Source organism: Paenibacillus sp. N119s (assembly GCF_059447605.1).
The window spans coordinates 1-13,145 of record NZ_JCAJRU010000148.1; the positions used below are offsets into that span (position 1 = coordinate 1).

The following is a 13,145-nucleotide window of genomic DNA, read 5'->3' on the forward strand; positions in this document are numbered from 1 at the left end:
AGATGTTGCGTGAGCTGGCCCACCAGCATACGAAGCTGATCGTATTGGAAGAAGCTTCTGAAGCGGGAAGTTTGGGCAGCGCTGTACTGGAATTTTACGCCAAAGAAGAAATACAAGATGCACAGGTGCGCTTAATGGGGATTCCCGATCTGTTTGTAGAGCACGGCTCCATCAAGGAGCAGCGCGCTGAAGTGGGGCTAACCGTTGAAGCTGTGTGTCTAAAGTTGCGTAAATGGTCCGCTGAGCCAGCATATGGCATGGGACAATCTGTATAGGGTAACTTAAAGTAAATAACATGATATTATAAAAAGTATGACAAGAGCAGCCTGGCTGCCAAAAGGGAGATTAACATGTCTGTTCCGAAGGAACGCATTGATGTATTGCTTGTAGAACAAGGTTTTTTTGAAAGTCGCGAAAAAGCAAAAGCCGCGATTATGGCAGGCCTAGTGTTGGCGGACAGTGAACGGATCGAAAAAGCGGGGATGAAGGTACCACGTTCCAGTGAGCTTAAAGTTAAAGGTTCGGTGCATCCATATGTAAGCCGTGGAGGCTTGAAGCTCGAAAAGGCCATCCGTCAATTTGAGCTGTACATGAAGGGCAGGACGATGTTGGACATCGGTTCATCAACCGGAGGCTTTACGGATTGTGCGCTTCAGCATGGAGCTGAGTACGTGTATGCTATTGATGTGGGATATAATCAGCTGGATTGGTCGCTTCGTAATGATGAACGTGTATGCGTGATGGAAAAAACCAATTTCAGATATATGACACCTGCGGATTTGAGCGGTCCTGTACCTAACTTCGCAAGTATTGATGTTTCTTTTATTTCGTTACGAATTATTTTGCCACCGTTGCTTGCATTGCTGCAACAACCTGCTGATATTGTAGCTCTAATCAAGCCTCAATTCGAAGCTGGTCGCGAAAAGGTTGGGAAATCTGGCGTAGTTCGAGAGCCTGCTACACATAAAGAAGTGCTGCAGACCATCTTGATGTTTGCACATGAGCTTGGCCTGACATTGCAAGGCTTGGCCTTTTCCCCTATTACAGGTGGCGAAGGAAATATTGAGTTTTTAGCACATTGGCGTTTGAATGGCCTTCCGTCTGCTGAATCACAGCCGGAGAAGGTGGATTTCAGTCCACTAATTGAACGAATCGTTCAGGAAGCAGGTCAGACTTTTAATAACGGCCCATCGCGTAAGTGACATTCAGGGGTTCTCCATGAGTTCTGTGAACTCAAGAGAACCTCTTTTTGGTGTGAGGGATTGATTATAGAACTCACGTTCGCCTATAATGAGATGTACAGATGAAAAGGAATTTCGCTTCATGTCCTCGAATATGTCCATGAGGTGATCGGTTCATGGACACGCGATACGATACGGTTATCATCACTGTAATCGGGGTGATATTAGGGATATGGGCTTTATATAGCCTGCGTGCCTGGTTAAAGGAGCCGGGACCGCTTGTGCTCAAAACGATACCGATTAATGAGGATTTGAACGAAGGACCTACTGTGGACCAACTAGAGGAAGCAGGGTATCAAGTGGTGGGCGGGAAAATGAAAATACCGCTTGCTTTTAATGTGAATGGACATACCGTGTATAGCCGTTTGTTTATAGACTACGTAGCTGTACGTAAAGGGTCGACATATATAGTCAAAACGTCGCGCCGCAAGCAACCCATGGAATGGAGCGGTCCTGATTTGAGGGACAGGCTTATGCCTTATTTGCTGCTCTATCCGGGCTGTGCGGGAGTATTGTACGTTGATACGGATGAGAAAAGTATTCGCCTTATTACATTAGTGGAAGACCTCGAAGAAGAGGAATATGAAGGTTAATCCATAGGAGGATTATATGAAGGGCCAACGACATATTAAAATCAGGGAAATTATTTCACAACATGAGATTGAAACGCAGGATGAACTAGTTGAAGCATTGCGTATGGCTGGTTTCCAGGTTACACAAGCAACTGTATCCCGGGACATCAAAGAATTACTGCTCATAAAGGTTCCAATGGACGACGGCAGATATAAATATTCGATGCCTTCAGACCAGCGCTACAATCCAACACAGAAGCTGAAACGGACATTGGTTGACAACTTTTTGCATATTGACTACACAACCAATTTGATTGTGATGAAATGTCTGCCAGGAACAGCTAACTCAATTGCTGCTTTATTAGATAATATTGAATGGTCTGAGATCATGGGTACGATTAGCGGGGATGACACCATTTTAATTATTTGCCGATCGGAAGAAAACAGCGAAACTATCGTGAATCGTCTTATGGGCTACATTTCCTAATTTTAATGGCTACGCATATTAGGCGTTTTAATTTGTACATCATAGAGGTGAAAGAACGATGCTGGTCACTTTGTCTATACGGAATTTGGCAGTTGTAGAGGCTGTCGATGTTCATTTTTATAAAGGGTTTCATGTATTAAGCGGGGAAACTGGTGCTGGTAAATCCATTATTATCGACGCACTTGGACTGATTGCGGGCGGCAGGGGGTCTGCAGACCTCGTGCGTTACGGTTGTGATAAAGCAGAAATGGAAGCCTTGTTTGAACTCCCGGTCAATCATCCTGTTTGGAGTACGTTGGAGGAACAAGGGATTAAGGCTAATCCAGAAGAACATTTGCTGATTCGCCGCGAACTTACAATTCAGGGGAAAAGCTCATCTCGAATTAACGGTCAGATGGTTAACTTAACGATGCTGCGTGAAGTAGGTGAGCAACTCGTTAATATCCATGGGCAGCATGAGCATCAAAGTTTGCTGCGTGCAGATCGCCATCTGGCGCTGCTGGATACGTTCGGTGATTCGGTCATCGGTCCAGTCAAAGCGCTTTACCGGGAGCGCTATAACGCTTTTGTAAAAGCGGAAAAAGAAGTAAGAGAATTGCAAAGCTCCAGTCAAAAGGCATATCAGCTATTGGACATGTATCGCTTCCAATTGGAAGAAATTGCCGCGGCGGAGTTAAAATTGGGTGAAGATGAATTATTGGCAGAGGAACGGGTCAAGCTATCCCATAGTGAGAAAATGATGGATGGGATATCAGGAGCATACGAGCTGTTAAGTGGCAGAGGTGGGCTGGATACGGTCAATAATGTGTTGTCCAGATTAAATGATGTTCAGAGCTATGATAGTAAACACCTTCAGCCTATTGCGGAGCAGATTCAATCTGCTTTTTACCAGTTAGAGGATGCAGCATTTCAATTGCGTTCTTATCGCGAGGATATTGAATTTAATCCAGGCAAGCTGCATGAGGTGGAGCAGCGTTTGAATCAAATTACCGGATTACAGCGAAAATATGGCGATAGTATAGAGCAGATTTTGGAATACTATAGCCGCATTGAGCAGGAAACCGATCTGCTGGAAAATAAAGATGAGCGGCTGGAGCAGCTTATCGCAAAGCGGGATGAGTTGCTTTCGAGTTTGCTGGAGATTGCTGAAGAGCTTACAGAAGCCCGCGAAATTTGTGCTGAAGAGCTTGCAGAGCAAGTGGAACAGGAATTAAAAGATCTTCAAATGGAAAGAACATCACTCAAGGTGCGGATTGATCCAATTGAAGATCCACGAGGATATGAATATAAAGGTTTAAAGGTACGACCTACCAAGCAAGGGATAGATAATGCGGAATTTCTGATTTCGCCCAATCCAGGTGAGCCACTTCGCCCACTTGGTAAAATCGCTTCCGGTGGTGAGTTATCACGTATTATGTTGGCGATGAAAAGTATTTTTGCACGTCATGATCAAATTCCGGTACTCATTTTTGACGAGGTGGATACTGGGGTCAGTGGTCGTGCAGCTCAGTCCATTGCCGAGAAGTTGTATCGTTTGTCTTCTGTTTGTCAGGTGTTTTCCATTACTCATTTGCCGCAGGTGGCATGTATGGCAGATCATCAGTACCTGATTGAGAAAAACGTTCATGACGGACGGACCATGACTCAAATTGAGGGACTAACAGAGGAAGGTCGTGTCAAGGAATTGGCACGGATGCTGGGCGGCGTAGAAATTACCGAAAAAACATTGCATCACGCACAGGAAATGCTGAATTTGGCGGAAGGAAAGAAAGCCTGAAAAGAGCGGTTGGCGTAATGATTAACAGTTATAAAAGCCTGGGGGCAAGGTTACCTTATAGGTACGCAATTGGCGACCACCTTTACTCGTCAAGCGAAAGAAGCAAAGGGAGCGTGACTGCCATTGAATTTTTACTCCAGGATCAAATTGCTCGGTCTTTTGCTTGTTTTTCTTATGTGTTCTCTTGGTAACGCTCGGCATGTGCAAGCAGCGCTGCCACTACAAGCTTCTTTGGATTTGTTTGGCTCTAAAAGCATGGCGACAACCCAAGAAAGCGTAATTCCCGATTTAAAAGTATACCCGGGGGGGCAGACGATCGGGGTAAAAGTAAAATCTTCAGGAGTGCTTGTTGTTGGTCACCATATCATTCAGGAAAGTAAGGACCGTAAGGTTTCGCCTGGTGAAACAGCTGGTATACGTCTAGGTGACCGGATAACGCACATGAATGGCAAGCCCCTCAACAGTCTCGCCAAGGTAGCGGAAGCCGTAGACGAGGCAGGTAAAACCAAAAAGCCGCTTGACATTACCCTTTGTCGAGGCGAGCAGACGATTTCCACTAAGTTAACCCCGGCATATGATCAGGATGATAAAGCGTGGCGGCTTGGGTTGTATATTAGAGACTCGGCTGCAGGTGTAGGAACATTAACGTTTTATGCACCGGACCAGGGAGTCTATGGTGCCTTGGGCCATGTAATTACCGATATGAATACCCAAACTCCCATTGTTGTGGGCAGCGGAGAAATTGTGCAATCCAATGTGACGTCAATTGCGAAGAGCCAGAGTGGGGAACCTGGAGAAAAGCGTGCTCATTTTCTCAAAGATCATCGGATCCTAGGAAATATTGAGCGAAATACAAGTTTTGGAATATTCGGGAAAATGTCAGATGTGCCGCAAAATGGCTTGTATTCGACGCCTATTCCTGTTGGACTTGCGAATGAAGTAAAGGAAGGACCAGCAGAAATTTTGACTGTGCTGGAAGGTCAACAAATTCAGCGTTTTCAGGCAGAAATTGTACACATTTCTCAGCAGGATAAACCGGCAACCAAAGGGCTTGTCATTCGAGTTGTAGATCCAAAGTTATTAGATAAGACCGGCGGAATCGTACAAGGGATGAGCGGAAGTCCGATTATCCAAAATGGTAAGCTCATCGGAGCGGTAACACATGTATTTGTTAATGATCCTAAATCAGGTTACGGATGTTTTATCGAATGGATGTTGCGTGATGCAGGAATCATGAATAATAAACTGAGCTTGAAGTCATCCTCTAATCTTAAGGCGAGCTAGTGGCCTTAAGATTTTTTTGTCGAAAAAAAGGGGAATAACTCAGAAGTACACGATAAAAATTCAATTATAATAGAATTCATAAAAAAAATAAATAAAAATAATTTTCGACAGAAGGAATTCATAATTCGATGTCGAAATCATATACTCCGACAAGAAATATTTATGAAGTGCAAACAGATGTCCCAATGGAATAACACTCAATAAGGAGGAAGTACATTGCAAAAAATTGAGGTATTGTTGGCTGATGACAACCGGGAATTTACGAATTTGCTTGCTGAATATATTTCCGATCAGGAGGATATGGAAGTTACAGGAATCGCCTTCAACGGCGAAGAAGTGCTCCAACGCATCGCAGAATCCCGCAACATACCTGATGTACTTATTTTAGATATTATTATGCCTCATCTGGATGGTCTCGGTGTATTGGAGCGTTTGAGAGAAATGAACCTGACTCCACAACCGAAAATCATTATGCTGACTGCATTCGGTCAAGAAAATATTACACAGAGGGCCGTTCAGCTCGGGGCATCTTATTATATTTTGAAGCCGTTTGACATGGAAGTGCTCGCTAACCGTATACGCCAATTGGTAGGACCGCAATTAGTCAGCAACAGCCCGGTGACTGTGTCATCCATGCGGTCTTCTAATGTTGTGCCTATGGGTAAAACGAAAAACCTGGATGCGAGTATCACGGCTATCATCCATGAAATTGGCGTACCAGCCCATATCAAAGGCTATCAATATCTACGCGAAGCGATTACGATGGTCTACAATAACATTGAAATTTTGGGAGCTATCACCAAAACTCTGTATCCAGCAATTGCCGAAAAATTCAAAACGACGGCATCTCGCGTAGAACGCGCCATTCGTCATGCTATCGAGGTAGCATGGACCCGTGGAAATATCGACAGCATTTCCCACCTGTTCGGTTACACTATTAATATCAGCAAGTCTAAACCAACTAACTCAGAGTTTATTGCGATGGTTGCAGACAAGCTGCGGATTGAGAATAAGGTGTCCTGAAAGGACTAAAAGCAGACGTGGTAAGGCTTGAGACTGAAGGTAAAACCAACCAATTCTTCATTTTGCTGTGAAGGTTTGACAGTGAAAACCAATAATATATTTACGAGTATATGTATAAATCCATCAATTGATTGGTCAAGTAATTTGGCAAATCAATTGATGGATTTTTTATGTTTTTGGAGATTACATTCCAAATTGAGAATTTTATGCTGCATTGTACAAGCTGAGATCACCAAGTCTGAAGCTCAATTGGAAGCTAGCAAACTTCAAGGACAAATCCTTTGGGATACTGCACAGGGAGCAAAAGGAGCTATTCAGGGGAATTTGACAGTGGGGATATGGCCTGATAAAGAACGGAATTATAATCATCTCATGGCAGCTAAAGTAGGAGAAATTCTCGGAAATGCAGCTACAACATTGCAAGGGGCTGGTGAGGTAGTAGCTGGAATAGGTGGAGAAGGATTATCAGTTGCTGTTTCATCTACAGGTGTAGGGAGTATCATTGGGGTACCCGGATTAATTGGATCGGCAGCTTTGGCGGCTCATGGAGCTACAACTGCGATTAAAAGTGCAAAAGGAGTAGGAGAAAGCTCAGCAGAATTGTGGCAGATGGCGAAGGGAGAAGGTGGAGGCTCATCAAAATCCACTCCTTCTTCGGAAGCTAAGCCAGAGAGTACGCCTCATGCTCTTGAAGGGGGGACGGAGGTGGAAATTATGCTAAACCCTATGACGGAACACGTAATCCAGAAGTGGATTTTATGAATGGTAAAGGTAAAAGTACATTAGATAGACATGTCAATAAGCACGATTATGATTCACCAGAAAAATATTTACATGATGCAAGAGAATTTTTAGAAAAACGCCCAACGTCAACAACTCAGACTTTTGTCTCAAACGAAGGAACATACTTCAGATATGATTCTGCTACAAATGAATTTGGGATAATTAATAAGTACGGAGGAATCTCAACTTATTTCAAGCCTGAAGATGGGTTGGAATACTGGTTAGAGCAAATTAGTTCATATAGTCCAAAATAAAGAGAGGCAATTAAGATGGATACGAAAAAATGCCCATGTTGCGGTAATTTTACAGTTGAAGAGGATTTTGATATTTGTGAAGTTTGTTATTGGCAGTATGATACTGTTGCACACAATAATCCTGATATAGTCATGGGAGCAAATAAGATTTCTTTGAACATGGCGCAAAAAAATTATAAAACTTTTGGTGCTTCTGAAGAGAGATTTATAGATAAGGTCAGAAAACCAGTATCGGAAGAACTTCCAGAAAACAATACTGAGAGTGATTAATATAAAAGCGAGTCTTAGAGAATGAGATACGTTTGGTGAGGATTACTAGTACTGAATTTGGTGGATTCTAAGTGAAGTATGAAAATCCCCTCTCTCAGGGTAATGGTAGGAATTATTTGTTTTTTAGGAGAGTACTGTGCAACAGCTAAATTCTATGAAATAAGGTTATATAGAAGAAATGAACAGTGATATCGTACAAATGATTAATGAATGGAACCCAATTGAAATATATCCTCTACTAGAAGATGAATATTATTCAGAAATACGTAAAATATATGAAAAAAGTAAGGAAACAAACTCTGTAGAAGAATTAGCAGAACAGATTCATTTTGTATTTGCACAATCTTTTAAAAAGGAATTCGATAAAAGTATTGAAGAATGTCGGTTAATTGCTGATAAGATAATTAATGTTACGAAATAATTTATTTGTGAGCTTGCTCCTTTAATAATAAAAATGGGAGTGAGCTTTTTTATATAGTTATCTAATCTCAATAAAGGGGGATGGTATGTTTGCATACAGCTTGCTTCAAAACAAGTGCGTAAACTTTAACTTGTCTTGCACCAATATCAATCTGAATTTGGTCAGTAATTATATCAAGGAAGGATGAAGAGGAATATTTATGAGAAATAACATGCTTTTTATTGTCTTTTTCTTTTTTTTTCGTTTTTGGAGCAAGCATACAAGCAGCAGGTGTTAGTGATTCAATAGGTAAAAAAGCAGACCATGCGTACAACTCAAACCTTAAAAACACTGCTTTAACAATCTCATATAAGAAAATGGGTCTAATTACGATTCCAACAGGTTTCCGTTTTAATCATTCCTAATACGAGTCAATAGGAAACAAGGCAGATCATAAAACCATAAAAAATTTGTGTGAAGGTTAGATGGAATTATCCGTCTAGTCTTTTTTGTATTGCTGAAAACTTGCTAAGTCATTGCTGAGTTGGAGAGGAGAGAATTTATGGGATAGAACATAGAGAGATAGGGGAAATCAGCATTCACGAAAAGAAGCAAAAGTCAAATAATTTAACTTTGGCAAAAACGCAGAAGGATATTGCTAATGAATCACTACCTTTTCAAAAGAACCACACACATGGATTAACAACCCTAATTTACAATAAATCGGACTAGAAGTATAATGTTTCATGGATATCAAGGTGAATTTAGTAGAAAGGGAGTTTATTTAATCATAAAGAAAAAAATTATGGGCCTTGCATTGAGTTCGGGTCTTTTATTAGCGAGTGTTCCCGCGTATGCTGCCGACAGTGCGGCAGAACCTAACCAAGCAGTTGATCCAAACTTGGTGATCTCAACCAAGGAAGAATTGCATATCCCTAGTAACGTAACTGTTAATTCAATTACTCCATTAGACAATGCTTCTATAACATACGATCACAATCACGGAATTGATTGGGATGGAAACAACAGACAGGTTTGGGGAAACACTCAGGCCCAGCAAGGGAAGACAAAGCTAGACAGTTATACGAGAGCACGTTTTGAACAATTGACTGGATCAGTGTATGGAGATTCTGGACGAGTATGGAGCGCCAACCAAGGAAGATCCTATGCTCGTTCTGATTGGGAAAACTATAACGCACTCAGATCCGGTGTAGCCAAAACATACTACGGTATCTAATTTTTCAACGAATTATTTCTGATATGAATCTCTGTTTTTAGTAATTCTATAATAAAAAATTCACCAAACAATTCACCTTGTTACCTACCTTGGAGGATACATTATGAACAATATTCGTATAACTCGTTTCAAAGTTTTAGATGTGCTTTTATTTATCGCTATTACCCTGTTCAGTTTCTCTTGCTTATTTACATTGTTTTATAATGAAAACGTAAATCTCGTAAAAAAACTAAGCAATAACTTTTATGATGATAATGCCTTGTTTTTCAAAACATCAAAAACTGAACTTGACTTTACTTCTTTATATGAGGCATTACCAAATGATACTGTATTATTCGGAAGGTTTTACGGGCAAGGAGAGGATATTCGAGGTGTTATATATAAGGGAGACTATGTTCCACCCAATTTAATAAGTGGAAGATTTTTTTCTGAATCTGATTTCATATCTAATTCGCATGTTGCAGTTATTGGTAGAGATGTCCCCATAAATAAAACCATAAATGAAAAAAAATATGTCGAATATAATCATATGGATTATGAGGTCATAGGGATTATTGGTTACAATATACCTACTAGAATAGATCGGACAATTTTACTGAACTTGAGTGCCGATAATATCACTTCCAGTGTTGAATATATTGTTAGCAGTTCAACCATACAAAATGGTTTGAATTTTATTGGCAATGAAAAAATGTTTGGGCAAGTTTCTGTATACGATAAGGAAAATGTTAATATTTTACATCTAATTGATAGAGGTAATAATCAATTAATTACATCCATAATTTTTATTTTCGTACTCTTTGTAAATAGCTTATCGGTAATGATCTTTTGGAACGAAAAAAAGAATACTGAAATGAAGATCAAATGGAGCAACGGTTACACTAAAAAGAAAATATTAATAGATGTGTGGAAAGATTTTTTCCCAATACTATTGTTGAGCTTAATATCGGCTCTTGGCTCTTCTTGGTTTTTCGGAAAATATATGCATGATGTCGAGCTAAGCCTTCAACCGGCTATGTTAGGGGCGACGATCCTGCTTTTATTGTTTTCATTTTTAGTGATCGGTATCTCTTATATTAAGATGACACAAAGGTGATCTGTGATGCTCAATTTGCTTATTGATTCATTAAAACAACATAAACGAAAAACCATACTTTCCATCTTACAATGTACTGCTTCGTACATTTTGGTTATTTTGACATTAAGCTTGGCTACACATACACATGAACTTGCATCAAATGTTCAAAATGCTACCTCCTCTTTATACAAGGTTAATGACAATTTTTTCAATGATGAGGAGAAAAACTTTCTTGCTCAATCGGATAACCTCAAGGTCTTAAATGAGCTGTACGAGTGGGAAAAAACGAATCCAAGTTTTAAGTACATTATTGCAAGCAGACAAAATCTTTTTCTAGATGTGCAAGGCTTGCCTGCAAAGTTTCAATATGGATATGAAGCTGGACACGAAACCCCAGACGCATATGAAAGTATTCAAGTGAATCAACAGTTTATTGACCATTTTGCTATCCAGACTTCTGAAGGTAGATTATTTCAAGCTGGAGATTATAACGTTAAAAATGACGTTATTCCTATAATTTTGGGTTATGAATATAAAGATTATTTTAAGTTGAAACAAATCATACACGTGGGATATATGGGAGTAAATTTAAAGTGTAAAGTAATTGGCTTTTTGGGGCAGCATAGCTTTCATAATAATGGATACGCTTTGAAATACTTGGATAAACTTGTTGTATTCCCATCGTTGGAAGTAGACAATATTCATGCACAAGATAGAAGTTTTATGTTAAAACTATTTTTGGATAAAACAAGTGGCTACATCCAATCTTCTCTTTCGGCACAAAAAATCCAAGAGCTGTTCACGCAAAAAAGTTTGCAACTTGATATCGAGCCATATGTTGTAGAAGGAGTCTCAAATTTTTATCTTACGATGTGGGGGCTAGAAGGAGAGCAATTACAAAAAGTTCTATTTATATTTTCATTTGTCATTGCTTTTGTTGCGCTATTCAGCATTTCAACAAATCTCATAGCTAAAATCACTCTCCGTAAATACACATATGGAATCATGATTGCAAACGGTACAAGAAGAGCAGTAATAAATCTTTCAATTCTTTTTGAGATATTTTTTATCAATTTGGTATCATTATGTATTGCAGCTTTGTTTTCATTTATGATTTCTCAAAATATAAATATTCCTATTCTACTTATTTTCAGCTTCTCACTTTCACTACTATCTTTTATTCCTCCATGGATTTCTGTGAATAGATTAAAGTTGTCGAAAACAATACGAGGTGGGAACTAATGAGTGTAATTGCATTAAAGAATATAAATAAATCTTACGGTTCAAGAATGATACTTTCCGACGCCTCTTTCAATGTAGATCATGGAGATTTAGTAGGAATCATAGGCAGAAGCGGGTCAGGTAAAACTACCTTGTTAAATATTCTAGGGTTTATGGATATTGCAGATAGCGGGGAGTATTTCTTTGATAGTCAACTAATTAAGCCCAAAGATGAGAAACGAATGACTGTGTTAAGAAGAGATGAAATCGGATTTATTGTACAAGATTATGGTTTAATTAAAGAAAGAAGTGTTTTTTATAATATTGCCTTACCTTTATTGAGTCAGAACACACCTAAAAAGGAAATTAAGCACCGTGTTGATTCTATTGCTGAGCAACTTAAAATTTCTGACTTAATTAATGAATATCCCCATGAAATTTCTGGAGGCGAAGCTCAAAGAGTCGCAATAGCAAGGGCGCTTATCAGAAAACCGAAAATAATTTTGGCAGATGAGCCAACAGGTGCTTTAGACGAGTCAGCAGAATCAGACATATTGGAAATACTTCATGCTCTTAATAGATCGGGTGTCACAATTGCAATGGTAACTCATAATCAAGTTGTTGCAAATATATGCAAGAAATTATATTCAATAGTAGATGGAAAAATCGTTCCTGTGTAGCGAATATACTACAAATGCTTTAGTGTAAAGTTACAACCAAAATAGAATGCCACATCCCTGTTAATTGGATGTGGCATTTTTATGTCAATTTGCTGCTGATTCTCATGTTTTCATCATACTCGTAAAAACGGCGAGGTGTAGAAGTAAAGAATGGAGGAAACTCATCTTCAAAGTATGTAACAAATGACTTATCAAAGTCCTAACTGTATTTAGTAAAAGATTCTTCTATGCCTGCCGGTTATAGAATTATTACGGGTTATCCTGTTTTTAAATAAAAGAGGAGAATAAGAGAATAATATATGAAACAAGAAGTGAGTTATGAAAATTTGAAGTACTTTATAGAGAGTTACTTTAATTGGAGTATGGGTTTCGCTGAGTTAGAGAGCTTAATTGAAGAGTTCAAAAGTAGGGAGTTACCTGCTTATGTTGAAGGTTTGACTCAGGAGATCGAAGAAATAAATGAACTAAAGAATTGGTATAGTGTACAAGAATTTGTTTATATATATGGACAAAGAAATTTGAACATTAAAAAGATTGAGCGCATAATTGAGTTATTACTTACAAAATTACACGAAGATAAATAAAAATTATCTTATAGAGCGATAGAATAAATACGACAAAAAGGTCTAATTACGAACTAACAGGTCACCACGGAGGAATTTAAAGCACCATCATGAGTATTCCTCAAAGCAAAAGGACTCCAGCCATGTATTATGTTGGCAGAGTCCTTTTGTGTTCATCTTACAGTTTATTCTCATTTACCAGTTTTAAGATAGGGATTAGGAACTCTTGGGTGTAAAAGAAACCGCCCTTTGAAGGAGCAGTCACTCGACTGTGG

16 protein-coding genes and 1 pseudogene are annotated in these 13,145 nt (G+C 39.3%); 16 read left to right on the plus strand and 1 reads right to left on the minus strand.

Features of this window, described 5'->3' with window-relative positions; translation table 11 throughout:
- The 11 genes and pseudogenes from AC5V8P_RS16640 to AC5V8P_RS16690 form a co-directional block, all read left to right on the plus strand.
- Nucleotides 1–275: transketolase C-terminal domain-containing protein (locus tag AC5V8P_RS16640; protein WP_495473730.1), on the plus strand; the 275-nt coding region annotated here is incomplete at its 5' end.
- 75 nt (nucleotides 276–350) lie between these two features.
- A complete protein-coding gene (locus AC5V8P_RS16645; protein WP_064796352.1) occupies nucleotides 351–1,202 on the plus strand; it encodes a TlyA family RNA methyltransferase in 852 nt (283 codons plus the stop codon).
- Nucleotides 1,203–1,357: 155 nt separating this feature from the next.
- Nucleotides 1,358–1,834 (plus strand): hypothetical protein, encoded by a 477-nt coding sequence (locus tag AC5V8P_RS16650; protein WP_063213561.1) that lies wholly within the window; start codon nucleotides 1,358–1,360, stop codon nucleotides 1,832–1,834.
- A 16-nt stretch (nucleotides 1,835–1,850) separates the two neighbouring features.
- On the plus strand, nucleotides 1,851–2,300 hold the full coding sequence (gene ahrC, locus AC5V8P_RS16655; RefSeq protein ID WP_063213560.1) for a transcriptional regulator AhrC/ArgR: 450 nt from the start codon (nucleotides 1,851–1,853) through the stop codon (nucleotides 2,298–2,300).
- 58 nt (nucleotides 2,301–2,358) lie between these two features.
- Nucleotides 2,359–4,077, plus strand: coding sequence for a DNA repair protein RecN (gene recN, locus AC5V8P_RS16660; protein WP_063213559.1), 1,719 nt, complete (start codon nucleotides 2,359–2,361; stop codon nucleotides 4,075–4,077).
- A gap of 123 nt (nucleotides 4,078–4,200) precedes the next feature.
- Complete coding sequence (gene spoIVB, locus AC5V8P_RS16665) at nucleotides 4,201–5,361, plus strand: SpoIVB peptidase (RefSeq protein ID WP_064796353.1); 1,161 nt, start codon at nucleotides 4,201–4,203, stop codon at nucleotides 5,359–5,361.
- A 216-nt stretch (nucleotides 5,362–5,577) separates the two neighbouring features.
- A complete protein-coding gene (gene spo0A / locus AC5V8P_RS16670; RefSeq protein ID WP_063213557.1) occupies nucleotides 5,578–6,384 on the plus strand; it encodes a sporulation transcription factor Spo0A in 807 nt (268 codons plus the stop codon).
- Between the two features lie 213 nt (nucleotides 6,385–6,597).
- Nucleotides 6,598–7,098, plus strand: a pseudogene (locus AC5V8P_RS16675) (WXG100 family type VII secretion target); the annotation flags it as partial.
- A gap of 44 nt (nucleotides 7,099–7,142) precedes the next feature.
- On the plus strand, nucleotides 7,143–7,421 hold the full coding sequence (locus tag AC5V8P_RS16680; protein ID WP_064796354.1) for a hypothetical protein: 279 nt from the start codon (nucleotides 7,143–7,145) through the stop codon (nucleotides 7,419–7,421).
- Nucleotides 7,422–7,436: 15 nt separating this feature from the next.
- Nucleotides 7,437–7,691, plus strand: a complete 255-nt coding sequence (locus AC5V8P_RS16685; protein ID WP_013370243.1) for a CPCC family cysteine-rich protein — start codon at nucleotides 7,437–7,439, stop codon at nucleotides 7,689–7,691.
- 199 nt (nucleotides 7,692–7,890) lie between these two features.
- Nucleotides 7,891–8,112: a DUF1871 family protein gene (locus AC5V8P_RS16690; RefSeq protein WP_231116795.1), complete on the plus strand. Its 222-nt coding sequence runs from the start codon at nucleotides 7,891–7,893 to the stop codon at nucleotides 8,110–8,112.
- Nucleotides 8,113–8,179: 67 nt separating this feature from the next.
- Here AC5V8P_RS16690 and AC5V8P_RS16695 read toward each other — a convergent pair whose 3' ends face one another.
- Nucleotides 8,180–8,425 carry a hypothetical protein gene (locus AC5V8P_RS16695; protein ID WP_196771835.1) on the minus strand — a complete coding sequence of 82 codons (246 nt, stop codon included), beginning with the start codon at nucleotides 8,423–8,425 and terminating at the stop codon, nucleotides 8,180–8,182.
- A 471-nt stretch (nucleotides 8,426–8,896) separates the two neighbouring features.
- Here AC5V8P_RS16695 and AC5V8P_RS16700 point away from each other — a divergent pair, with 471 nt between their 5' ends.
- The 5 genes from AC5V8P_RS16700 (at nucleotide 8,897) to AC5V8P_RS16720 (ending at nucleotide 12,891) form a co-directional block, all read left to right on the plus strand.
- Nucleotides 8,897–9,328 carry a hypothetical protein gene (locus tag AC5V8P_RS16700; protein ID WP_155762533.1) on the plus strand — a complete coding sequence of 144 codons (432 nt, stop codon included), beginning with the start codon at nucleotides 8,897–8,899 and terminating at the stop codon, nucleotides 9,326–9,328.
- A gap of 103 nt (nucleotides 9,329–9,431) precedes the next feature.
- A complete protein-coding gene (locus AC5V8P_RS16705) occupies nucleotides 9,432–10,424 on the plus strand; it encodes an ABC transporter permease (RefSeq protein WP_064796358.1) in 993 nt (330 codons plus the stop codon).
- A gap of 6 nt (nucleotides 10,425–10,430) precedes the next feature.
- Nucleotides 10,431–11,648, plus strand: coding sequence for an FtsX-like permease family protein (locus AC5V8P_RS16710; RefSeq protein WP_064796359.1), 1,218 nt, complete (start codon nucleotides 10,431–10,433; stop codon nucleotides 11,646–11,648).
- On the plus strand, nucleotides 11,648–12,307 hold the full coding sequence (locus AC5V8P_RS16715; protein ID WP_064796360.1) for an ABC transporter ATP-binding protein: 660 nt from the start codon (nucleotides 11,648–11,650) through the stop codon (nucleotides 12,305–12,307). The genes AC5V8P_RS16710 and AC5V8P_RS16715 overlap by 1 nt, the downstream gene beginning before the upstream one ends.
- 299 nt (nucleotides 12,308–12,606) lie before the next feature.
- Complete coding sequence (locus AC5V8P_RS16720; protein ID WP_064796361.1) at nucleotides 12,607–12,891, plus strand: contact-dependent growth inhibition system immunity protein; 285 nt, start codon at nucleotides 12,607–12,609, stop codon at nucleotides 12,889–12,891.
- Nucleotides 12,892–13,145: the final 254 nt, after the last annotated feature.

Coding starts and splice junctions, on each gene's coding strand:
- AC5V8P_RS16720 (WP_064796361.1), top strand. CDS start 12,607: ATGAAACAAGAAGTGAGTTATGAAAATTTGAAGTACTTTATAGAGAGT.
- AC5V8P_RS16700 (WP_155762533.1), top strand. CDS start 8,897: ATGGGCCTTGCATTGAGTTCGGGTCTTTTATTAGCGAGTGTTCCCGCG.
- AC5V8P_RS16715 (WP_064796360.1), top strand. CDS start 11,648: ATGAGTGTAATTGCATTAAAGAATATAAATAAATCTTACGGTTCAAGA.
- AC5V8P_RS16645 (WP_064796352.1), top strand. CDS start 351: ATGTCTGTTCCGAAGGAACGCATTGATGTATTGCTTGTAGAACAAGGT.
- AC5V8P_RS16705 (WP_064796358.1), top strand. CDS start 9,432: ATGAACAATATTCGTATAACTCGTTTCAAAGTTTTAGATGTGCTTTTA.
- AC5V8P_RS16690 (WP_231116795.1), top strand. CDS start 7,891: ATGATTAATGAATGGAACCCAATTGAAATATATCCTCTACTAGAAGAT.
- AC5V8P_RS16710 (WP_064796359.1), top strand. CDS start 10,431: ATGCTCAATTTGCTTATTGATTCATTAAAACAACATAAACGAAAAACC.
- AC5V8P_RS16680 (WP_064796354.1), top strand. CDS start 7,143: ATGAATGGTAAAGGTAAAAGTACATTAGATAGACATGTCAATAAGCAC.
- AC5V8P_RS16685 (WP_013370243.1), top strand. CDS start 7,437: ATGGATACGAAAAAATGCCCATGTTGCGGTAATTTTACAGTTGAAGAG.
- ahrC (WP_063213560.1), top strand. CDS start 1,851: ATGAAGGGCCAACGACATATTAAAATCAGGGAAATTATTTCACAACAT.
- AC5V8P_RS16650 (WP_063213561.1), top strand. CDS start 1,358: ATGGACACGCGATACGATACGGTTATCATCACTGTAATCGGGGTGATA.
- recN (WP_063213559.1), top strand. CDS start 2,359: ATGCTGGTCACTTTGTCTATACGGAATTTGGCAGTTGTAGAGGCTGTC.